Below are 21,090 nucleotides of genomic sequence, written 5' to 3'. Positions count from 1 at the left end.
GTCTGTATAATAATTTTTCAAAGTTATTTATAAAAAGTGTATAGTTTTAGTTTTTAATCAGACTGTTTTTTTTGTTTAAGGTTTATTAGAAAAACTCAGCTATATATTAAATAATTCTTATAGTGTGCGTGTAATTTTTGTAAATTGCGTAGTAATAAAAATTTAGGTGTCACTAGTATGGTTACTTTAAAACAATTAGCAAAAGAATTAAATGTCTCGATATCCACGGTTTCTAAAGCACTAAATAATAGTGAAGAAATTGGAGAAAGCACGGTAAAACGTGTTAAAGAGCTTGCTGAATTGTATAATTACAGACCTAATAAAGTAGCTTTAAGTTTAAAAAATAATAAAACTAGAACAATAGGGGTTATAATACCTAATATACTTAATCGATTTTTAGCCAAGGTTCTTTTTGGTATTGAAAGAGAAGCAACTAAGCATGGTTATAATATTATAACTTGTATATCTAACGAATCTTTGGAGAAGGAAAAGGAAAGCTTGCAATTATTGGCAAATGGAAGTGTTGATGGTTTTATTTTATCTGTGGCTCAAGAATCTCAAATGAATAATGAAGTAGAACACTTTAGAAAAACAATTAAGCAGGGTTTACCTATAGTTATGTTTGATAGAGTGGCACACGATGTGTTATGCGATAAAGTAATTGTTGATGATTTTGATGCGACTTACAATGCTACTAAAAGTTTGATTAATGAAGGTAGAAAGCATATAGTGTTTATTAGTAATATAAACGATATAAGTGTTGGTAAGCTAAGAGAGCGTGGTTATAATAAAGCCATGTTAGAAAACGTAGGCCTTGAATCTTTTGTATTGAAAATAAAAAAGAAAGACGATCATCAAAAGAAAATAAAAGCGCTTTTTAAGAAAAATAAAAATATTGATGCTATTATTGCTGCAGATAGTTCCTCTGCTGTTATTGCTTTAAATACAGCAGTGAGTTTTGGTTTAAAAGTACCTAAAGACATTTCTGTAATAGGGTTTGCAAGCAAATCTGATTCTAACCATACCCTTCCAAAACTAACCACAATAAGACAACATGCTAAGGTAATTGGAGCGCATGCAGCAGAATTACTTATAAAAAGAATCCAAAATACTGGTGCTGAAGTAGATGTAAAAACCAAAATAGTAAAAACTAGCTTGGTTAAAAACAAATCTACCTTGTAGTTTTATACATACAAAAAAGTATTAATTTGCATTTCGTCGATGAAATAAAGTGCATTTCGTCGAATATTTTACTTTTTGTCGAAAAAAAGATACTCTAATCTTCTACTTCATATATTTTAGCCATCCTTAGTTGAGCGAACTCATTACATTCCCTAAGTTCGGTTAAGAAGAATTAATCCACTTTGACTTTTATCGGTCATTTCCCTCAAAATAAAAATTTATAGAATCGTTCTGCATTTTTATGTATTCGATTTTAAGTTAATTATCCATTTTTTCCCTTAGCTACGATTTTGTTTTTCAAAATCTTAGTTCAATGTTCTATTCCAAAAGAATAGAGAAAAATGTGAAACCTTAAAATTTGAATATATGAAAACCCTAAAAATTACTTTAATTGTAGCATTATTTTTTGCGTCTTTAACGTCTTGTACTAAACAAGAATTAACTGAAGATGATATACAAGTTGCGCCGGATAAAAACGTAGTAGTACCTTTTACAGGTGGAAGCGGTCAAGATTAAATCCAATTCCATTTTATAAGTCTAAATCCTGTGTATTAATACACAGGATTTTTTTATGAATGTAAATTAAAAAATTATGGATACATTTGAATAAACAACTCTTCTAATATTGAAATTTAGAATACTTTTAATTATTATAATAATGAGCATTGATTTTTTAAATGCTCAAATAGATGAAAATTTACAGAAAATAGATTCAATAAAAAGTCTAACAGAAAATTTTGAAACTAGAGATTCGACTTCTATTGCAGAAGAATATTATAAAATAGGTGAATTTTATAGATACTCTCTAGTTAGTGATAGTGCCTACTTTTATTTTCAAAAAGCTGAGAAAGTTTATAGAAAATTTAATAATAAGTTTAAAACTGCAGCAACTCTTTATGGAATAGCAGTTTGTCAAACTTATGATAAAGATTATACAGGTAGTGAATCCACATCAATTGAAGCCATTACTTTATTAGAAAGTTTGAAGAAAAGTAATAATGTTGTAAAATATAAAGCCTTTATTTATAACAACTTAGGGATTGTTTTTGACGAACTAGAGCAGTTTGATCAAGCAATAAAATATTTTGAATTATCATTGAAATTAAAGAAAAGCTTAGAGGGAGATTTTGAAAGAAGCAAAGGTTTAACTTTAAATAATATGCTAAAAGTATATAGGCGTTCTGGAAATTATGATTTGGCAATTAAGAAATACAATCAAATTTTTGATAATAAAAAACTTATTCAAGAACACCCCGAAGTTTATGTCCTAGCTTTGGGTAATTATGCTAACACTTTATATCTATCAAAAAACTATGAAGAATTACCTGGATTATATCTAAAAGCTTTAAGAATAAGTGATAGTATTAATGATAAGTATAACTCCATAATAATTCATCAACATTTAGCTGAATATTATAATGATTTAAATCAAAAAGATTCTGCAAAATATTATGCTTATCAAGCAAAAGAGATTTCAGAGTTATACAATAATGATGATTTATTGAAATCATTATTAATTATCTCTAAAGTTGAAAGTGGTGACATTGCTACGGAATATTTAAAAGAATACATAAAATTAAGTGATAGCTTACAGAAAAGTGAAAGATTAAAACGCGATAAATTCGCCAGAATACGTTTTGAAACTAATAAAATTGAACAAGAAAACATTAAAATAGCTAAAGAGCGTCTGTGGCTTTTAATCATTTCAATAGTGTTAGTATTAGCTTCATTTCTCTTATACCTTGTGATTTCGCAAAGAAATAAGAATAAAGAATTACAATTTATTCAAAAACAACAAGAAACAAATGAGGAAATCTATAACCTCATGTTATCTCAAAATGAAAGTATCGAGGAAGCTAGAACATTGGAAAAGAAAAGAATTTCGGAAGAACTTCATGATGGTGTTTTAGGCCGTTTATTTGGCACCCGCCTAAGTTTAGATAGCTTAAACATGAATAATAGTGCTGAGGCCATAAAAACTAGAGAGCAATACATTGATGAACTTAAAACAATAGAAGAAGATATTAGAAAAGTATCTCATGAGTTAAATACCGATTTTGTTTCAGGTTCTGGATTTATTGATATTATTAAAACATTAATTGAAACACAATCTATAGCTTATAAATTGAGTTATGAATTAAATCATGATGATGCTATAACTTGGGATTCTGTGACTAATAAAAAGAAAATTCATATTTATAGAATTATTCAAGAAACACTCCATAATATATATAAACATGCTAGTGCAACGCATGTAAGTATTAGTTTTAGACTGAAAAAAAATGTAATTTGCTTATTCATTGCTGATGATGGTTCTGGATTTGATGTTAATAAAGTCAGGTCTGGAATTGGTTTAAAAAACATCAATTCTAGAATAAAAGAAATAAATGGAACTATAGATATAATCTCAGAAAAAAAATTAGGCACCAATGTAATTATTGAAGCCCCAATACCCTAACCTAACTCCAAATTATGATTGAAAAATTAAATATACTTATGATTGATGACCACCCAATGATTATTGAAGGCTATCAAAATACACTACAGTTTGCAAAAAAAGACAATCAAGAATTAACAATAGATATCGCTAATAACTGTGATGAAGCTGTTGCCTTTATGGATAAATCAGTTGATAAAGAAACGCCTTATAATGTTTTGTTTGTTGATATTAGTTTACCACCATCATCTGATGGTTCTATGAGTTCTGGAGAAGATTTAGCAGAATATGCTAGAAAAATTTTACCAGATGCTAAAATTATTATATTAACCATGTTTAACGAATCATTCAGAATTCATAATATTATTAAAACCATAGATCCTGAAGGTTTTATGATTAAAAGTGATTTAACATCAAGAGAATTAGCTAGTGCCTTCCAAGCTGTGCTTAACAATCCGCCGTTTTATAGCGGTACAGTTAATAGTCATATTAGAAAAGCGATTACTAGTGATATTGTTATTGATGATAAGAATAGAAAAATTCTTCACTTATTATCACAAGGTGTAAAAACGAAAAATTTAGCAACGCACTTAGACATTTCTTTAAGTGCTATTGAAAAAAGAAAGAAACAACTAAGGGAGATATTTGAAGTTCAAGACGGGCAAGATGAAACTTTACTTCATGAAGCCAGAAAAAAAGGGTTTGTATAGCTAAAATATTACATAAAATAAAAAAAAATGATTTTTACAAATAAAATCATTTTTTTTTTTGCGCTCAAAACCATTACTATTATTGAAGACTACCATTACCCCGCAAAACAGTTACGGGTTTCCCGTAGTTCAAAAACAATAGTTCTAATTATATTTGGTTTATCAACACTTCAAAAATTAATTAATCCCTCAATTTTTTTGTTGATAATAGCAATTTACATGAACCCTATGGAGGTGAGAGACCCATAGGGTTTCTTCTTTTTAAATTGAAAAATAATTCGTCGATTTTTTGAGACTTATCATTTGAAATTGTCATTCCCCTGAAGATGGGAATTAAAATAAAACACCCCTATAATCCCATAAAATTCCAATAAATAATCCTAGATAAATTATAGCCACTACAAATTTGATAAGTGTAGAGGTTAAAAACCCTATGAAGGAACCAAAAGCAGCTTTTGTGGCAGTTTTAGTATCGTTCTTATTAATAAGCTCTCCTATTAAAGCTCCAATAAATGGGCCTATAATAATGCCGCCGGGTATAGGTGCTATTAATCCAACAATAAGTCCAATTGTGGTTCCTATCATACCATATTTTGATCCTCCAAAACGTTTTGTTCCAATTGCGGGAATAATGTAATCGAGTACCCAAATAAATATGGCTATGACCAATGTTATGATTAGAAATGATTTGTCCATTGGAATGGTATCGGTAAAATGAAGTACCAAAAGTCCAATCCAGCTAGTAAGTGGTCCTGGTAAAACAGGCAGAAAACTCCCAATAATGCCTAGAAACATAATAAAGGTAGCAATAATAATTAAAATAATATCCATAAAAATGTTTAAGTTATATACTGTTTAGACTAAAAATCATGCCAAATGTTACATTTTAAACTAAAAAGTTAGTTCAAACTAATTTTTTAGTTATATTTGTAAAACTAAAAGTTTAGTTGAATAAATTAATGGGTATTAATTATGAAGCAATTTACTAAAGCAGAAGAAGATATTATGCAAATTCTTTGGCGATTAAAGAAAGCTAATGTAAAAGCAATAATTGAAGAATTTAAAGAACCTAAGCCTGCATATAATACGGTTTCTACGATTGTGAGGATTTTAGAAAGTAAGGGTTTTGTTGATTATGAAAAAGAGGGTAAAGGACATGTTTATTTTCCGTTAATGGAAAAGCAAGACTATAGTAATCAATCTATAAATAAACTGGTTGATAATTATTTTCAAGGTTCTTTTAAAAGTATGGTGTCCTTTTTTGTGAAGAAAAACGATATGAATATTAAAGACTTAGAGTCTGTTTTAAACGAGATTAATAAAAAAGATTCATAATATGTTACATTATATTATACAAACTATAGCATTTCAATTATTCTTTTTAATTATTTATGATGTATTTTTAAAAAAAGAAACTTTCTTTAATTGGAATAGAACTTATTTATTAGTAACGGCAGCGTTCTCACTAATAATTCCGTTTATAAAAATAAGTAGTTTTAAGAATATTATTTCGCAAGACTATATTATAAATTTACCTGAAATTTTTATTGGTGGTGCTAAACAACCAGAAACAAACCCAATTCAATTATCACCAATATTATTAGATAATAAATCATTGTTGTCTTGGGAGATCATCTTTTATTTAGGAATAATTATAGCGACACTTTTATTCACTTTTAAACTAATTAAATTATTAGTGTTACTTTATAAAAATCCAAAACAAAGAGAGGGTAATTTGCTTATTGTTAGCTTATTAAAGAGCAGTATGGCGTTTTCCTTTTTTAATTATATTTTTTTAGGTGAGTATCTTAAAAAGGAAGAAAGGGCGACTATTTTAAAACACGAAATGGTTCATGTTGAGCAAAAGCACACCTTAGATTTATTGTTTTTTGAAGTATTAAGAATTCTATTTTGGTTTAACCCTTTAATTTATATGTATCAAGATAGAATCATGTCGCTTCACGAATTTATTGCAGATGCTCAAGCTGTAAAAAGTCAAAGTAGAAATCAATATTACCAGAATTTATTAACTCAAGTATTTGAGTCTAAAAATATTTCATTCATCAATCCATTTTTTAAAAAATCATTAATCAAAAAACGAATCATTATGTTACAAAAATCAAAATCAAAACAAGTTAGACTATTTAAATATGCGCTATTAATTCCAATGGTTTTTGGAATGTTAGTGTATACCTCAAGCATTGAAGCTAAAAATGACAACGACACGAGTTATAATGTTAAAAAGGAAATTGAAAAAGAAACTCCACTAATAGAAAAGATAAAAGCTGTAAAAAAACAAATAGGAATTCAAGGTAATTTGAATGATAATGAAGAAAAAGGGTTGGAATTATTATCTGCAATCGTTAAAGGAGAAAATTTTGATTCAGATTTGGTTACAGAAGTAAGTACTTACACTTCTCAAAAGACAGATTCTGAACTAGTCAAAAAGATATGTATTGTTTTTGAGCAAATTCAAGTTCAAGGGAATATAAATGATGAGGAGGAGAAAGAATTAAAAAAACTACTAGTTTTAACTAGCAATAATGGTTTTGACGATCCATTTTTTGCTGACATTATAAAATATATAGATATTCCTTTTGGAATAATAGATCAAGTTCCTGTTTTTCCAGGCTGTGAAGGTTTATCAAGTAAGGAACAAAGAAACTGTATGTCTAAAAATATTTCCATACATGTAAATAGAAATTTCAACACAAAAATAGCAGATAGTATTAAAGTGAAAGGTAGACAACGCATTAATGTTATTTTTAAAATAAATAACGAAGGTGACGTTGTTGATATACGCTCTAGAGCACCTCACCCCGATTTAGAAACTGAAGCTATTAGAGTTATTAAGACACTTCCTAAATTTAAGCCAGGGGAGCATAAAGGCAAAAAAGTTAATGTACCTTATTCGTTACCAATTATTTTTGCCATAGCTGAGGAAAAAGCTAAGGATTAGTTTTAATTATTCTTGTTAATTTAAATTAAAACCGAAGCTAAAACTTCGGTTTTTGTTTTTTTAGATTTTATAGGACACAAAAAAATTGTACTTTTCGGTTTCAGTTGAAATCCATGAGGTATTCTTTCGTTTTTATGTTCATTTTATTGCTTACTTCTTGCGAGTATTTTAATGTAAAAAAAACATCTTCTGAGGCTATTTTAGAAGAAGAGTTACAAACTTTTAATTGGAATGATGTTGATGAATATCCTAGTTTTTCAAAATGTGATGATGCAATTTCGAAAGATGAAAGAACATTATGTTTTCAGGAAACTATAGCTGAAAACATTACGAGTTATTTGCTAGATGAACGTATTGTTGTTACTCAGGATATTAACGATACTATAATGCTAAAATTTCAAGTTTCTAACGAAGGTGAATTAGTATTACTTGAGGCTAAAATAGACTCGCTTACCACTTTAGAAATACCAAATATTAAGCACTTACTTAATAAAAGTCTTGATTCCTTGCCTAAAATATTTCCAGCGATAAAACGCGGGCAACACGTAACAACAGTGTTTAAATTGCCAATAGTTATTCAAGTAAATTAGCTTATTTACACTTGCCTTGGCGGATAGCTGCGTTAGGGATTGAACGGCGTGTTTGAGCTCGCCGACGAAGGAGGAAGCGAGTAGAGAAAGCCCGACCCATTTGGGTAACGCCCAAAATTAAAACTTAATAGCTAGTTTTCGCATTAATCTTAATATTTCCATATATAACCAAACTAGGGTGACTAGAAGTCCCCATGTGGCTAACCACTCTTTATACTTTGGCGACTTATTTTTGTGACGCTCTATATAATCAAAGTCGAGAAGTAAGGATAGTGATGCAAAAATGGCTGCGAGAATATTGAATATAATGGCTGGCCACGAAATACCCCAAATGAAAACTTTAATACCGAAAAAACTTAATATCCAAGAAATTATATAAATAACAAAAATGCTTGTGGCAGCTGTGATAATAACGCTTCGTAATTTTTTTGTAACAACTATAATTCGAGTTTGATAAAGTAGTAGCATAACGATAAATGTTACAACGGTTATACCAATGGCTTGATAGGGCAAATTAGGAAATTGTGCATGCGCATAAACGGTCATGGCGCCCAGAAAAAAGCCTTTTGCAATGGCGTAAAGTGGGACTAAAATATGTGCCCAATGTTGACGAACCGAAATAACGATACTAATAACGATGGCTGATAACATACCGCCTAAAGAATACCATTTAATGGGTTCGCCGTTTTCGTGAAGCTTCCACATACCGAAGGATATGATAACAATAATGGCTATGGATAACATGGATTTGATAAAAATGCCAGTTACCGTCATGGTTTTTGCTGCCGATTTTTTATTTCCAAAAAAATAGTTATTGAAAGCTGGGTTTGAAGTTTTGCCAAATAAGTCCATATGGGATAAAACTACTAAATTTATTTGAAAAAGAAACTCCTCAAAATTTGTTTCGAGGTTGCTATTAAATTTGTCATTCCCGTGAAAACGGGAATCTAAAATAAAGGGTTTTATAAATCCTTTATTTTTTAAAGCGGCGTCCTTTCCATTTGTAACCCGAAAATATAGATATGAAGGCAACATAAACGTTAAATAAAGGATATACTATGAATCCCAAAATATAACTTTTAAAGCCCTCTTTTTGGTTGAAAAATGAAGCTGATTTGTAGATTAAAAAGAAATCGATATTAAGTTTTATAAATGCAATATAAAAGAGGGTTTTTAAATTTAAAATACCAATGAGACTTAGCATTAAGCCAATTATAATTATGGCATTCATTAACAAAACAACCAACCCAATTAGTTTGCCAACCCAATTGTTATAAGCACTTGTTTTTGCTGCCCACCTAATGCGTTGAGATATTAAATGACTCCAAGTGGGTTGCGATTGTGTTTTTACAATAGCCTTTTCGCATTTTAGATAATGTAGTTGGTCTGGATACTGTTTGTTAACTTTTTCTAATATAAAAATATCGTCTCCGCTGGCAATATTGGTGTTGCCTTCAAAACCATTTACTTTAAAGAATATGGATTTTTTATATCCCAAATTTGCACCATTGCATAAAAATGGCTTTTTGAGACCGAAACCTCCAATGGTTGCTCCTTGTAAACTAAGCATATCTAGTATTTGAAATTTATTTAAAAAGGAATTGCCAATATTATAAGTTACGGGAGCAGCAATACAAACGGCATTGCCTTTTTGAATAAACTCATCAAAACTATCTAGCCAAAATTTAGGTAACTGGCAATCGGCGTCAGTTGTAATTATCCAATTATATTTTGCTTTTTTAATAGCTGAGGTTATGGCGTCTTTTTTTGGAGAATTTGTTTTTCTTTCGTTTGAAATTATTGAAAAATTCGTTTGAGATTCATTTAAAGCTTTTTTAATAATTTCAACGGAATTATCCTCTGAAGCATCATTAATAAAAATAACTTCAAAAAGATGGTTTGGATAGTTTAAAGTTTCAATAGATTTTAATAGATCTGGTAAGTTTTTAGCCTCATTCCTAAATGGTATAACTATTGAAAACTTGGTTTTAGCAGGTATATCCTCAAGCTTAAATGTGTTAACCTTGTCAAACCCAAAAATAAAACTTCCAATTAGGCTTAGGTAAATTAGTGTTATCAGTAGAGCTATTAAAATCATTGTAAATCTTTAGTTTTTGGGAGTTTGTAACTAAGAATATAATAGCTTCCAAACAAGCTTGGAATAACAAAATTAAGAATCCACATTAAAGAAATGATGCAAAGAATAATTAATTCATTTACACCTGCAAACGAAAATAAATAAACAGCAATACTACCTTTTATCACAACATCAAAAATAAAAATCGATGGAATAATTGATGCCAATAAATACATAGATGTAATTATAATCATGGCATCTAGGTAGTTTAAATCTGTTTTAAAAATTAATAATAAAAAATAAAACTGGAAAGAAAATATAGCATATCGTATTAATGAAAGCAGAAAGCCAGTAGCTAATTTCGCTTTTGGATATTCTACAATAAAACGTTTAATTTTTTCTAAAGAAAAACCTTTTACGGTAAATCTGCTTTTAGTTATTCCTAAGCCAAGTAAAACAATTGCTAATACTACAAAAACTAAAAACCTTGCAATCTTATAATAATTTAAATCTGGGTCGTATTTTAAAATATAAAAACTAAATCCAATTACGCCTAAAATAGTAGTAACACTCATTTGAAGAAAGTTACTTATTAAATTGACTAACATGATTTGTTTTCGAAAATTGGATATATAATACATGGCTTTAGCACCATATTCAGCAATTCTATTCGGTGTAAATAATGAAGCTGTTAATGCGCCCAGACTTTGTTTTAAAGCATCTTTAAAAGTGATTTTTTTAATAAAACTCACTAAAATTTTCCATTTTAATATTTCGAATATCCAGTTAAAAATGCTTAAAATCATTAAAAAAGTGATGTTTTTTGTTGAAAAAAGGTTGTTTTTTAATAAAAAATCAATAAAATAGGAAAAACTTAAAGCACTATTATTAACTATTTTATTGTAGATAAAGTAAAAAGCACCAACTACTATACTTAATTTAATAAGTACAAAAAAGAATTGTTTAGTTTTGTATGGTAGTGCTTTGTGCATTAGTGTCGCAAATTAAAAGAATATTACCACATGACCTTAAGTTTTAAATTGAATACCACTTTTTGGTTACCCATATTTATTTTTTTTATTGGCTTTTCAAGTTTTTCACAAGGTGATACAAGCACTTTTAAAGCACAATTTGCTTTGGGTGTTAATAGTCCATTATCAAATGGTTTTGTAAATGATTTTGAGGCCAATTCTATTAATTTTCCAACTATTAACTTAGGGCTGCAATATATGTTTAAACAACGTTTAGGGGCAAAGTTAGATTTTGGTTACAACCGATTTTCAAATCTGGATAATACACCAGAGTTTAAAGTAAACTATGCACGTATAAATGTGCAACTGGTTTATGATGCTTCAATAATAACCAGTTTTTCAAATAAAATGAGGGCTTTTGCTCATGCTGGTCCCGGATTTTCCATGATTAAACCTTTAGGTAACTATAGAAGTAATAATACGTCATTCTTAAATGTAATGGGCGGTATTGAGTTTCATTATGGTGTTTCTGATAAGCTATCAGTTTTTATGGACACCTCTTATATTTTTGGCTTTAGTAAAGATTTTAATCCAGTTTCTGCTGGCTTTGGGTCGTTTAACGGAGATTTATTAACTATAACTTTTGGCGCATCTATTTCGCTAAGCGGTTGCTATTACTGTGGAGATTAATGAAGCAAGAACGAATTATTTTAGGAATAGATCCAGGAACAACTATTATGGGTTTCGGGCTTATAAAAGTGGTTGGTAAAAAGATGCAATTTATGCAACTTAATGAGCTGGATTTAAAAAAATATGATGACCATTATTTAAAATTAAAACTAATTTTTGAACGTACTATCGAGCTGATTGATACGCATAACCCTGACGAAATAGCTATTGAAGCTCCTTTTTTTGGTAAAAACGTGCAAAGTATGCTCAAGTTAGGAAGAGCACAAGGTGTAGCCATGGCTGCTGGTTTAAGTAGAGAAATCCCGATAACAGAATATCTTCCTAAGAAAATTAAAATGGCTATTACTGGTAACGGAAATGCCAGTAAAGAACAGGTGGCAAAAATGCTTCAAAGTTTATTAGGATTAAAAACACTACCTAAAAATTTAGATGCTACAGATGGATTGGCTGCGGCAGTATGTCACTTTTATAATTCAGGAAAAATTTCTGTAGGTAAGAGTTATTCTGGTTGGAGTGCTTTTGTGAAGCAGAATGAAGGGAGAATAAAGAAATAATTGTTTTGTCATTCCTGCAGAGGTAGGAATCCACTTTTAATTAGCTTTATGATTTACTTGAGAGTTATTTTTTTGATGCTATATTTTTTAGAAATTTATCAAACAAGATTTCGGAAGACTAGAGATAAATGGATTTGGTTTATAGTAGTGCTAGTTTTTGGTTTTTATGGATATTCATTTTATCTAGCTTTTAGAAGACAATTAATTGTTAAAAGAAAATTTAGTTCTAATTTTACTCATAATTCAATAACTTAAATTCATAATCATCGCCGGCATCTACATACACATACCATTCTGTAAACAGGCTTGTCACTATTGCGATTTTCATTTTTCAACATCTTTAAAAAAGAAAGATGAGTTAATTCAATGTATAGCAAAAGAGTTAGAATTGCGACAAGATGAATTCCAAAATGAAACTATAGAAACCATTTATTTTGGCGGAGGTACACCCAGTTTATTGACCGATAGTGAATTAAAATTATTGATTGATTCAGTCTATAAGTACTATAAAGTCTCTGAAAATCCAGAAATCACTTTAGAAGCAAATCCAGATGATTTAACGCCTCTACGAATAAAAGAATTAACAAATACTCGAATAAACCGCCTTTCAATAGGTGTTCAGTCTTTTTATGAGCGCGATTTAAAATTGATGAATCGAGCACATGATGCAAATGAAGCAAAACAAGGTTTAGCTGAGGCAACTCATCACTTTGATAATATTTCTGTCGATTTAATTTACGGTATTCCTGGATTAACTAATGAAGAATGGATTGAAAATATAGAAACCGTATTATCATTCAATGTACCACACATATCTTGTTATGCACTTACGGTAGAGCCTAAAACCGCCTTGGAAACGTTTATTAAAAAAGGCATGATAGAAAATGTTGATGACGATTTAGCACAAGAACAATTCCATATTCTTGCAGAAAAATTAGAAGCTTCAGGCTTTATTAATTACGAACTTTCAAACTTTGGAAAACCTAATTATTTCAGTAAAAATAATTCAGCATATTGGTTAGGGAAATCATATTTAGGTATTGGTCCATCTGCACATTCATTCAATGGTGACCAACGTGCTTGGAATGTGTCAAATAATACAAAGTATATAAAGTCAATTCAAAAAAATGTGCTTCCAATAGAAGTAGAAACGCTTTCTAAGGCTGATAAGTTTAATGAATATATCATGACAGGTTTACGAACTATTTGGGGGATTTCATTAAAAAAAATTCAAGAAGATTTTGGTGAAAACTATAAAAACTATCTTTTGAAACAATCAGAAATTTATATTAAGGAACATTTATTGTATATTGAGGATGATAAATTGCTAACTACAAAAAAAGGTAAATTTTTAAGCGATGGTATTGCCTCTAACCTTTTTAAAATTAACTTATCTTGATTACAACAATACAATATAATTCTAGGAAACTTCAAATAGATTTATCAAAACCTCTTGATGTTTCCATACCTATTAGAGCTTCAAAAAGTAACGTAAGTGCATGGTATGTAGATGAACCCAAAATAGAACCTGTAAAAGAAGGAGAATGGACTGCTAGTGTAAAAGAAGGAGCTTGTGTAAATTTCAATAATGTATATTTTAATCCTCATGCTCATGGAACACACACAGAATGTGCTGGTCATATTACCGAGAAAGTACATTCAGTAAACCAAAACTTAAAACGGTTTTTCTTTTTAGCTGAAGTAATAACGGTAGCACCAGAAAGATTAAATGGTGATTCTGTAATTTCGTTAAAGCAAATTCAATTTGCATTGGGTAATAAAAAGCGTGATGCCATTGTTATTAGAACCCTTCCAAATACAAGATTAGAAAAGTGGACTAAACAATATTCACACACAAATCCGCCATATTTATTGGAGGATGCAGCAATTTATTTACGTGAAAAAGGGGTGAAACACTTGTTAATTGACTTACCAAGTATAGATAAAGAAAAAGACGAATGCCAACTTTTGGCACACAATGCTTTTTGGAACACTAAAGGAAAGTTACGCTTAGATGCCACAATTACCGAATTGATTTATGTGTCAAATAAAATAGAAGATGGCGAGTATTTTTTAAATTTACAAATAGCCCCATTTGAGAATGATGCATCCCCCAGTAAACCTATTTTATATAAAGTTATTAGTTAAATGGAAATTTTTTTAGCCGTAATTATTGCAATTTTAGTAACACTAGGTGTTGTTACCGTTTTAAAGTCTATTAAAAAGAAGCAGCTTGTTAATTCGCAATCTACTATACTTTTAGATAAGATAAAAAAGGTATGTAAGTTTATTACTGTTGAAGGAGATTTTGCCGAAATTTATCATTATGAAGATGTTAAGGAACGTTTTTTAAAGCTAATTTCAAGTAAAAAGAAAGCCTTAGTTGTTATAAACGCCAAGGCGCATTTAGGGTACGATTTGTCGAAAATTGAATTGCAGGCCGATACCGATAAAAAGAAAATCATTTTAAATCATTTTCCACAGCCCGAAGTGCTTTCTATAGAAACTAATCTAAATTATTATGACAAATCTGATGGTTTGTTTAATAAGTTTGAAGCTAGTGACTTAACAAGCTTGCATAATGATGCAAAACAGCATATTCAAGAAAAAATACCAGAAAGCGGGCTCATTCAAGTAGCACAAAAAGAGGCACTAGAAACCATTTTGCTTATCGAAACTATTGTTGAAACCATTGGTTGGAAATTAGATTACTCAGCTTTAGAAATAGGAACTTCTGAAACCAAAAAACTTGAATAATGTTGAATATTTCTGATGATAAAAGTAAACTTCAAATAGAAGTTATTCATGGTTTTTTAACAAAATCATATTGGGCTAAAGGAAGGACTTTAGAGGAGGTTAAAAAATCAATAGACCATTGTTTTTGTTTAGGTGTTTACTTAGATGGAAAGCAAATAGGTTTTGCAAGAGTAGCAACTGATTATACTGTTTTTGCATACCTCATGGATGTATTTATATTACCAGTTTACAGAGGTAATGGCTATTCTAAGGAATTAATAAAAACAATACACGAGTCTCCAGAATTACAAACCTGTAAAGTATGGATGCTTAAAACAGCAGATGCACATGGATTGTATAAACAATTTGGATATTTAGAGTTAGCACATCCTGAAAAAATCATGGAACGTCTTTTAAAATGAACATCGAGCAAATTCGAGAATACTGTTTAAGCAAAAAAGGAACCACGGAAGATTTTCCCTTTGATAATGATACCCTTGTTTTTAAAGTACTAGGCAAAATGTTCGCATTGGCTTCTCTTAAATGGTGGGAGCGCGGAGAGGCAGCTATAAATCTAAAAGCAGATCCAGAATATTCAGAAGAGTTACGTGCTGAATATAACAGTATTCGGCCGGGGTATCATATGAGTAAAAAACATTGGAACACACTCTATCTTCATCAGGGTGAATTACCATCAACACTTATTAAAGCATTAATAGATCATTCTTATGATATGGTTATAAAAGGCATGACTAAAAAAATGAAAGAAACTTTACTTGAGTAAAGTGCTGATAATCATTTGTTTTTAAGTATATTTATAATCTCTCAATCTCCTTAATATTTTTTATAGCATAGTCAAAGCCCTTAAATCTTAAAGCCGTATTTAATTTTTTAACTAAATATATTAACTTTAATTTTTAACAGATTATGAAAACAATCAACCAATTACTTTCAGCAATAGTTCTAACGCTATTGTTATTTAGTACAACTACAATTTTAGCACAAGATGATGCTCCAAAGAGTCAGGAATTTATGACTGTAACCACCAATCATTGGAATATGGATAAGGAGGATTTTAAAATGTCCGAATGGAAGGCTGCTGCAAAAGAGTACCATGAAAAAGTAACCATGAAGAATGAATATATAATGGGTGCTTCATTTTATTTACATAATATGACGGCAGATAATACTGAGTTTCTTACAGTACAAAACTTTGCCTCTTGGGAAGATATGGGTAAGTTTGGGGAGAGAAACGGTGAGTTAGAAAAGGAAGCATGGCCAGATGAAGCAGAAAGAAAAGCATTCTTGAAAAACTTAAGCTCATATTATGCTAACGAACATTCAGACGAAATTTATGCACCTATTGAGGGAGCTAAACATATGACTGAAAAACCAACAAAAGACATGGTGTGTTACGTTAGAAAAAGCCATTTTGCTTTTCCAGAAGATGGCACTATGGAAGAATTTAATAAATTAAGAATGGAAGGAAATGCTGGAATTGTTCAAAAAAACGAATATGTTAAAGCATATTATCCTAATGTACATGCTTGGGGCTCTGACAAAACCGAGTATATAGAAGCGTTTTTTCTAGATTCAATAGCCGATTTAGATAAAATGTTTGATAGAGGGGATGAATTAATGAAAGAAGCATTTCCAGATACTGAAGAGAATAAAGCCAAAGGAAAAGCTTGGAGATCTTACTTTACTGGAGTTCATGGTGATTATCTGTATACATGGATTCATGACCTTGGAAAGTAAAAGTTGTCTAATTAATTTAACAAAAAAGAACGTTTTATGCGTTCTTTTTTGTTTGTAATAATTTCTACTTGTGTTACCTGCTAATAAGCCGTAATATTGCAAAAAATATAAGCTATGAGCGTTTTACAAACATTACAAGAACGAAGCAATAATGCTTGCGAATTATGTACATCTACACAAGATTTAAACCAGTACACCATTCCACCATCATTAAACGAAAATGTAGCCAATGATGTTTTAGCTTGTAAGACTTGTTTAGATCAAATAAATGGCGATACAGAAATGAATCCAAACCATTGGAGATGTTTAAATGATAGTATGTGGAGTGAGCATGTTGCGGTTCAAATTATGGCTTGGAGAATGTTGCAAAGACTTCGTAATGAAGGCTGGCCAAAAGATTTATTAGACATGATGTATTTAGATGATGATGCCATGGCTTTAGCTAGAGCAACAGGAGAAGATAAAGACGAAAGCGAAAAAATCATTCATAGAGATATTAACGGAGTAATTCTTGAAAATGGCGATAATGTAGTACTTGTAAAAGACCTAAAAGTAAAAGGCTCTAGTATGGTTGCAAAGCAAGGTACTGCTGTGCGTAATATTCGTTTAGATCGCGATAACGAGAAATATATTGAAGGTAAAGTTGGGCCAACGCTAACGGTTATTATTACAGAATTTGTAAAGAAGCTTTAATAAGGCGTTTTTTTAAATTCAGACGGATTACAGTTTTTTATAGTTTTAAATTGCCTGTTAAAGTTCGACATATTGTTAAAACCAACTTGATCTGCAATTTCAACTACAGGTAAATCGTTGTCAGATTGTAATAATCTGCAAGCATATTCTACACGTAGTTCGTTTAAAAATTTAACGAAGGTTTTATTAGTCCGCTTTTTAAAATATTTACAAAAAGCATTTTTTGTCATATTTGCTATATTGGCAATAACGTCTAAAGATATTTCTTTTTGAAAATTGTTCATAGTATATTCAAAAACATTACGCATTCTTTGCCCTTCATTATCAGTATATGTTTTATCATAAATAAAAGAAGAAAGGCTTTTGTAGTTCGATTTTGAAGTAAGTTTTAAGATTTTAAGTAGTGTTAAAAATCTATCTAATTTTGTTTCTTTTTCAAGTTGAAAAAATAAAATTTTTATCTGTTTTAGTTTTGATGTTACTTTAAAACCATGTTTAGCACGTTTAAAAAAACCATGCAATTCTTTGAGTTCTTCCAAATCAAAAAAAAAGGAACCAAACGAGTCTCTTGTAAAAAATAAAGAAAGCATATGGAAGTTTTTAGAAGCATTATTATCACTTTTAAAAACGTGCGGAATATGACTTCCAATTATTAAAACATCATTTTTTGTATAATCATTTACAGAATCTCCTACCACAAGAGTACCTGAGCCATCTACAATCAAACTTATTTGTATTTCTTCATGCTGATGGAGTTTCTCATAAAAAGTATCGCCTTGATCAATCTGAAATATAAGAGCATCTTGTTCAGGTTTTGGAATTTTAAAAGGGAGGACTTTCACTTGTGCTGAATTTATTGCAGTATCTCATTAAATTATTTTCATAACTGCGAGTACAATGATACAAAAATAATACTCTAAAATTTAATTTAAATAATTAAAATGGATAATATAGTATGCGTTATGATTAAAAAAGCATTTATAAAATCCTAAAACACGAAGTAATTTTACAGTATTAAAATTTAATGTTATGAGTATTCAATGGAAAGGCGTAATGCCAGCAGTAACAACCCAATTCAATGCCAATGATGAATTGGATATGCAATTATTTAGAAAAAACATAAATGCACAATTAGAAGCAGGTGTGCATGGTATTGTTTTAGGCGGAACGCTAGGAGAAGCAAGTACACTAACCGAAGAAGAAGGGCGTATCTTAACAAGAGAAACCGTTGCTTTTGTTGAAGGTAGAGTTCCGGTACTAATGAATATTGCAGAACAAACTACAAAAGCTGCAATTACCCTAGCAAAAACAGCAGAAGAAGATGGAGCTAAAGGGCTTATGATGTTACCTCCAATGCGTTACAAAGCAAGTGATCAAGAGGTAATTGAATATTTTAAATCAGTAGCAAATAGTACATCACTACCAATTATGATTTACAATAACCCTGTAGATTATAAAATTGAAGTTACCCTTGATATGTTTGGAGAACTTTTAGAGAGTTGCCCTAATATTCAGGCTGTAAAAGAATCTACCAGAGATACAACAAATATTACACGAATAAAAAACCGTTTTGGAGACAGATTAGCCATTATGTGTGGTGTAGACACCTTAGCCCTAGAAAGTTTGCTTATCGGTGCAGATGGATGGGTTGCTGGATTAGTCGATGCGTTTCCAGCCGAAACAGTAGCCATTTATGAACTTCAAAAAGTAGGAAGAATACAAGAAGCTATATCAATTTACCGTTGGTTTATGCCACTACTAGAATTAGATATACACACAAAATTAGTTCAGTATATAAAAATGGCAAGCGTACACACAAACATAGGCTCAGAATATGTTAGAGCACCACGTTTAGTGTTACAAGATGAAGAACGCAAGCGCATAACAAAAATTATTGAAGATGCTTTGGCAGTTAGGCCAACATTACCAGACTATAAAAATCTAAGTGTTTTAATATAAATAGTTTTGGTGTTACCACGCTTTGGCGCGGTCAGGCTTGTAGCCTGTCTTGAACGAAGTCGAAGGTTATATCTTTTGCGAAAAAACAAAAGAATGCCACTTCAATCCCTAATACAAAAGCAATATGCTAGAGATAAGGCCAACTTGCGAACACTGTAATAAATCATTGCCATTTGATTCTCAAGAGGCAATGATTTGTACATTTGAATGTACATTTTGTAAAGATTGTGTTGACACGATTTTACAACAGGTTTGTCCAAATTGCGGTGGTGGTTTTGAGAAACGACCTATTCGTCCAAAAAGATTATTAGAAAAATATCCAGTATCTGTAAAAGTAGTCCATAAACCAGTCGATATTGAGATGCATTTAAAAAATATAAAAATAAAGAGTGACTAACTCTAAAGGCATAATAGGTGTTATTATAGTACCATTTGGTTTTGAAAAAGGGTAGTTATAAAAGATGTAATTTAAAAATGGCAAATCATACTTTTGTTTGCATTGATGCTCACACTTGTGGAAATCCGGTGCGCGTTATTAAAGAAGGAGGTCCAAAATTGGTTGGTAAAACCATGAGTGAGAAACGTCAACATTTTTTAAAAGAATACGATTGGATTAGAAAAGGATTAATGTTCGAACCTCGTGGACATGATATGATGAGTGGTAGTATTATATATCCACCACATAATCCTGAAAATGATTTTGCTATCTTGTTTATTGAAACCTCAGGTTGTTTGCCAATGTGTGGTCATGGTACTATTGGTACTATTACGATTGCTATTGAAGAAGGGTTAATTGCTCCTAAAGTTTCAGGAAAAATCAGAATGGAAGCACCAGCAGGTTTGGTTGAAATTGAATATAAAAAATCTGGAAATAAAGTTGATTGGGTAAAACTTATTAATGTTAAAAGCTATTTAGCTGCTGAGAATTTAACTATTGATTGCCCAGAATTAGGAGAAGTTACTTTTGATGTTGCATATGGCGGAAACTATTATGCTATTGTAGATCCACAAAAAAACTTTTCTGGCGTGCATGACTTTACAGCTTCAAAAATCATTCAATTTTCACAGGTTGTTAGAGATAGAATCAATAAAAAATATCCTAATAAATTTATCCATCCAGAAAATGAAACCATTAAAAATGTAACTCATATGTTGTGGACTGGAAATCCAATAGATTCTGCGTCATCGGGTAGAAATGCTGTATTTTATGGTGATAAGGCTATAGATAGAAGCCCGTGTGGTACAGGTACATCGGCACGTTTGGCACAACTGTATGCTAAAGGAAAATTAAAACCCAATGAACCATTTATTCATGAAAGCTTTATAGGAAGTAAATTTATAGGTCGCGTTGAAAAGGAAACAACTATAGATGGTGAATTAGCAATTATTCCAAGTATACAGGGTTGGGCAAAAATATACGGGTATAATACTATTTTTATTGATGATGTTGATGATCCTTATGCTTATGGATTTCAGGTAATTTGATATTGAATCTATGAAAAGTAATAAGAATGATATTCTAGAAAATCATTGCTATACAGAACTAGTTTATAAAAGAATAAATAAAAAGTTAAACACAAACTTATCGAATAGTGAAACAGAAACGCTTATTAAAAGCGTTTTAAAAGAAACAGATGTAGAAAATTATAAGAAGAAAGGAAAGAATTTTTATATTTCTAATAAAGATTATAACATCAGGATTACAATTAATTCAAATACTTTTAGAATTATAACAGTTGATAGAATTAGAAAAATAATCACGACTTAATTTATT

Annotated in this window: 25 protein-coding genes; 20 read left to right on the top strand and 5 right to left on the bottom strand. The window is 30.3% G+C overall.

From position 1 onward, the window contains the following. Positions 1-144: 144 nt before the first annotated feature. The 4 genes from Q0870_RS04815 (at position 145) to Q0870_RS04800 (ending at position 4,329) form a co-directional block, all read left to right on the top strand. Positions 145-1,182 carry a LacI family DNA-binding transcriptional regulator gene (locus Q0870_RS04815; protein WP_363317922.1) on the top strand — a complete coding sequence of 346 codons (1,038 nt, stop codon included), beginning with the start codon at positions 145-147 and terminating at the stop codon, positions 1,180-1,182. Between the two features lie 366 nt (positions 1,183-1,548). Further along, on the top strand, positions 1,549-1,698 hold the full coding sequence (locus tag Q0870_RS04810; RefSeq protein ID WP_298551659.1) for a hypothetical protein: 150 nt from the start codon (positions 1,549-1,551) through the stop codon (positions 1,696-1,698). Between the two features lie 142 nt (positions 1,699-1,840). Further along, entirely contained in the window at positions 1,841-3,640 is a 1,800-nt protein-coding gene (locus Q0870_RS04805) for a sensor histidine kinase (RefSeq protein WP_298551657.1), read from the top strand. Positions 3,641-3,654: 14 nt separating this feature from the next. Next, positions 3,655-4,329: a response regulator gene (locus Q0870_RS04800; protein WP_298551655.1), complete on the top strand. Its 675-nt coding sequence runs from the start codon at positions 3,655-3,657 to the stop codon at positions 4,327-4,329. Between the two features lie 333 nt (positions 4,330-4,662). On the opposite strand, the gene Q0870_RS04795 is transcribed toward Q0870_RS04800, so the two are convergent. Next, positions 4,663-5,160: a DUF456 domain-containing protein gene (locus Q0870_RS04795; RefSeq protein ID WP_298551653.1), complete on the bottom strand. Its 498-nt coding sequence runs from the start codon at positions 5,158-5,160 to the stop codon at positions 4,663-4,665. A gap of 141 nt (positions 5,161-5,301) precedes the next feature. On the opposite strand from Q0870_RS04795, the gene Q0870_RS04790 reads away from it, so the two are divergent. The 3 genes from Q0870_RS04790 to Q0870_RS04780 all read left to right on the top strand — a co-directional run bounded on the left by Q0870_RS04790 (position 5,302) and on the right by Q0870_RS04780 (position 7,878). Then, positions 5,302-5,664 (top strand): BlaI/MecI/CopY family transcriptional regulator, encoded by a 363-nt coding sequence (locus Q0870_RS04790; RefSeq protein ID WP_298551651.1) that lies wholly within the window; start codon positions 5,302-5,304, stop codon positions 5,662-5,664. A gap of 1 nt (position 5,665) precedes the next feature. Next, positions 5,666-7,288, top strand: a complete 1,623-nt coding sequence (locus tag Q0870_RS04785) for a M56 family metallopeptidase (RefSeq protein ID WP_298551649.1) — start codon at positions 5,666-5,668, stop codon at positions 7,286-7,288. A 113-nt stretch (positions 7,289-7,401) separates the two neighbouring features. Continuing rightward, positions 7,402-7,878, top strand: a complete 477-nt coding sequence (locus Q0870_RS04780) for a hypothetical protein (protein WP_298551647.1) — start codon at positions 7,402-7,404, stop codon at positions 7,876-7,878. Positions 7,879-7,995: 117 nt separating this feature from the next. On the opposite strand, the gene Q0870_RS04775 is transcribed toward Q0870_RS04780, so the two are convergent. The 3 genes from Q0870_RS04775 to Q0870_RS04765 form a co-directional block, all read right to left on the bottom strand. Beyond that, the gene (locus Q0870_RS04775) at positions 7,996-8,730 is read right to left on the bottom strand and encodes a Bax inhibitor-1/YccA family protein (RefSeq protein WP_298551645.1); all 735 of its coding nucleotides are present in this window, start codon (positions 8,728-8,730) and stop codon (positions 7,996-7,998) included. A 121-nt stretch (positions 8,731-8,851) separates the two neighbouring features. Continuing rightward, the gene (locus tag Q0870_RS04770; protein ID WP_298551642.1) at positions 8,852-9,976 is read right to left on the bottom strand and encodes a glycosyltransferase; all 1,125 of its coding nucleotides are present in this window, start codon (positions 9,974-9,976) and stop codon (positions 8,852-8,854) included. After that, entirely contained in the window at positions 9,973-10,947 is a 975-nt protein-coding gene (locus tag Q0870_RS04765; protein ID WP_298551640.1) for a lysylphosphatidylglycerol synthase domain-containing protein, read from the bottom strand. The genes Q0870_RS04770 and Q0870_RS04765 overlap by 4 nt, the downstream gene beginning before the upstream one ends. 30 nt (positions 10,948-10,977) lie before the next feature. On the opposite strand from Q0870_RS04765, the gene Q0870_RS04760 reads away from it, so the two are divergent. The 9 genes from Q0870_RS04760 to Q0870_RS04720 all read left to right on the top strand — a co-directional run bounded on the left by Q0870_RS04760 (position 10,978) and on the right by Q0870_RS04720 (position 17,357). After that, complete coding sequence (locus tag Q0870_RS04760) at positions 10,978-11,616, top strand: cell envelope biogenesis protein OmpA (RefSeq protein WP_298551638.1); 639 nt, start codon at positions 10,978-10,980, stop codon at positions 11,614-11,616. Continuing rightward, positions 11,616-12,170, top strand: a complete 555-nt coding sequence (gene ruvC, locus Q0870_RS04755; RefSeq protein WP_298551636.1) for a crossover junction endodeoxyribonuclease RuvC — start codon at positions 11,616-11,618, stop codon at positions 12,168-12,170. The genes Q0870_RS04760 and ruvC overlap by 1 nt, the downstream gene beginning before the upstream one ends. 286 nt (positions 12,171-12,456) lie before the next feature. Next, positions 12,457-13,569, top strand: a complete 1,113-nt coding sequence (hemW, locus tag Q0870_RS04750; protein WP_298551686.1) for a radical SAM family heme chaperone HemW — start codon at positions 12,457-12,459, stop codon at positions 13,567-13,569. After that, positions 13,566-14,318, top strand: coding sequence for a cyclase family protein (locus tag Q0870_RS04745; protein WP_298551634.1), 753 nt, complete (start codon positions 13,566-13,568; stop codon positions 14,316-14,318). The genes hemW and Q0870_RS04745 overlap by 4 nt, the downstream gene beginning before the upstream one ends. After that, positions 14,319-14,927, top strand: a complete 609-nt coding sequence (locus Q0870_RS04740) for a DUF4230 domain-containing protein (protein ID WP_298551632.1) — start codon at positions 14,319-14,321, stop codon at positions 14,925-14,927. Next, positions 14,927-15,328 (top strand): GNAT family N-acetyltransferase, encoded by a 402-nt coding sequence (locus tag Q0870_RS04735; protein ID WP_298551630.1) that lies wholly within the window; start codon positions 14,927-14,929, stop codon positions 15,326-15,328. Before Q0870_RS04740 ends, Q0870_RS04735 begins: the two co-directional genes overlap by 1 nt. Next, on the top strand, positions 15,325-15,690 hold the full coding sequence (locus Q0870_RS04730) for an MmcQ/YjbR family DNA-binding protein (RefSeq protein WP_298551628.1): 366 nt from the start codon (positions 15,325-15,327) through the stop codon (positions 15,688-15,690). Before Q0870_RS04735 ends, Q0870_RS04730 begins: the two co-directional genes overlap by 4 nt. Positions 15,691-15,833: 143 nt before the next feature. Continuing rightward, the gene (locus tag Q0870_RS04725; protein WP_298551626.1) at positions 15,834-16,664 is read left to right on the top strand and encodes a hypothetical protein; all 831 of its coding nucleotides are present in this window, start codon (positions 15,834-15,836) and stop codon (positions 16,662-16,664) included. A gap of 114 nt (positions 16,665-16,778) precedes the next feature. Next, positions 16,779-17,357 (top strand): alkylphosphonate utilization protein, encoded by a 579-nt coding sequence (locus Q0870_RS04720; protein WP_298551624.1) that lies wholly within the window; start codon positions 16,779-16,781, stop codon positions 17,355-17,357. On the opposite strand, the gene Q0870_RS04715 is transcribed toward Q0870_RS04720, so the two are convergent. Next, positions 17,354-18,199 (bottom strand): helix-turn-helix transcriptional regulator, encoded by an 846-nt coding sequence (locus Q0870_RS04715; protein WP_298551621.1) that lies wholly within the window; start codon positions 18,197-18,199, stop codon positions 17,354-17,356. The genes Q0870_RS04720 and Q0870_RS04715 overlap by 4 nt on opposite strands. A 187-nt stretch (positions 18,200-18,386) precedes the next feature. Between Q0870_RS04715 and Q0870_RS04710 the strand changes: the two genes are divergently transcribed. The 4 genes from Q0870_RS04710 to Q0870_RS04695 all read left to right on the top strand — a co-directional run bounded on the left by Q0870_RS04710 (position 18,387) and on the right by Q0870_RS04695 (position 21,084). Further along, positions 18,387-19,316 carry a dihydrodipicolinate synthase family protein gene (locus tag Q0870_RS04710; protein ID WP_298551594.1) on the top strand — a complete coding sequence of 310 codons (930 nt, stop codon included), beginning with the start codon at positions 18,387-18,389 and terminating at the stop codon, positions 19,314-19,316. Between the two features lie 124 nt (positions 19,317-19,440). Further along, a complete protein-coding gene (locus tag Q0870_RS04705) occupies positions 19,441-19,713 on the top strand; it encodes a DUF1272 domain-containing protein (RefSeq protein WP_298551592.1) in 273 nt (90 codons plus the stop codon). Between the two features lie 77 nt (positions 19,714-19,790). Then, entirely contained in the window at positions 19,791-20,801 is a 1,011-nt protein-coding gene (locus tag Q0870_RS04700) for a 4-hydroxyproline epimerase (RefSeq protein ID WP_298551590.1), read from the top strand. A 10-nt stretch (positions 20,802-20,811) separates the two neighbouring features. Beyond that, the gene (locus Q0870_RS04695; protein ID WP_298551588.1) at positions 20,812-21,084 is read left to right on the top strand and encodes a DUF3781 domain-containing protein; all 273 of its coding nucleotides are present in this window, start codon (positions 20,812-20,814) and stop codon (positions 21,082-21,084) included. The last annotated feature ends 6 nt before the right edge of the window (positions 21,085-21,090 follow it).

It is taken from the genome of uncultured Algibacter sp. (genome assembly GCF_947487575.1).
Taxonomy (GTDB): domain Bacteria; phylum Bacteroidota; class Bacteroidia; order Flavobacteriales; family Flavobacteriaceae; genus Algibacter_B.
Note: the sequence above shows the minus strand (reverse complement) of the source record. Positions and strands in the feature narration are given on the sequence as shown.

Bases quoted from the DNA above. Each gene is read 5' to 3' on its own strand.
- Q0870_RS04810 (WP_298551659.1), top strand. From the start codon at position 1,549: ATGAAAACCCTAAAAATTACTTTAATTGTAGCATTATTTTTTGCGTCT.
- Q0870_RS04805 (WP_298551657.1), top strand. From the start codon at position 1,841: ATGAGCATTGATTTTTTAAATGCTCAAATAGATGAAAATTTACAGAAA.
- Q0870_RS04800 (WP_298551655.1), top strand. From the start codon at position 3,655: ATGATTGAAAAATTAAATATACTTATGATTGATGACCACCCAATGATT.
- Q0870_RS04795 (WP_298551653.1), bottom strand. From the start codon at position 5,160: ATGGATATTATTTTAATTATTATTGCTACCTTTATTATGTTTCTAGGC.
- Q0870_RS04790 (WP_298551651.1), top strand. From the start codon at position 5,302: ATGAAGCAATTTACTAAAGCAGAAGAAGATATTATGCAAATTCTTTGG.
- Q0870_RS04785 (WP_298551649.1), top strand. From the start codon at position 5,666: ATGTTACATTATATTATACAAACTATAGCATTTCAATTATTCTTTTTA.
- Q0870_RS04780 (WP_298551647.1), top strand. From the start codon at position 7,402: ATGAGGTATTCTTTCGTTTTTATGTTCATTTTATTGCTTACTTCTTGC.
- Q0870_RS04775 (WP_298551645.1), bottom strand. From the start codon at position 8,730: ATGGACTTATTTGGCAAAACTTCAAACCCAGCTTTCAATAACTATTTT.
- Q0870_RS04770 (WP_298551642.1), bottom strand. From the start codon at position 9,976: ATGATTTTAATAGCTCTACTGATAACACTAATTTACCTAAGCCTAATT.
- Q0870_RS04765 (WP_298551640.1), bottom strand. From the start codon at position 10,947: ATGCACAAAGCACTACCATACAAAACTAAACAATTCTTTTTTGTACTT.
- Q0870_RS04760 (WP_298551638.1), top strand. From the start codon at position 10,978: ATGACCTTAAGTTTTAAATTGAATACCACTTTTTGGTTACCCATATTT.
- ruvC (WP_298551636.1), top strand. From the start codon at position 11,616: ATGAAGCAAGAACGAATTATTTTAGGAATAGATCCAGGAACAACTATT.
- Q0870_RS04740 (WP_298551632.1), top strand. From the start codon at position 14,319: ATGGAAATTTTTTTAGCCGTAATTATTGCAATTTTAGTAACACTAGGT.
- Q0870_RS04735 (WP_298551630.1), top strand. From the start codon at position 14,927: ATGTTGAATATTTCTGATGATAAAAGTAAACTTCAAATAGAAGTTATT.
- Q0870_RS04730 (WP_298551628.1), top strand. From the start codon at position 15,325: ATGAACATCGAGCAAATTCGAGAATACTGTTTAAGCAAAAAAGGAACC.
- Q0870_RS04725 (WP_298551626.1), top strand. From the start codon at position 15,834: ATGAAAACAATCAACCAATTACTTTCAGCAATAGTTCTAACGCTATTG.
- Q0870_RS04720 (WP_298551624.1), top strand. From the start codon at position 16,779: ATGAGCGTTTTACAAACATTACAAGAACGAAGCAATAATGCTTGCGAA.
- Q0870_RS04710 (WP_298551594.1), top strand. From the start codon at position 18,387: ATGAGTATTCAATGGAAAGGCGTAATGCCAGCAGTAACAACCCAATTC.
- Q0870_RS04705 (WP_298551592.1), top strand. From the start codon at position 19,441: ATGCTAGAGATAAGGCCAACTTGCGAACACTGTAATAAATCATTGCCA.
- Q0870_RS04700 (WP_298551590.1), top strand. From the start codon at position 19,791: ATGGCAAATCATACTTTTGTTTGCATTGATGCTCACACTTGTGGAAAT.
- Q0870_RS04695 (WP_298551588.1), top strand. From the start codon at position 20,812: ATGAAAAGTAATAAGAATGATATTCTAGAAAATCATTGCTATACAGAA.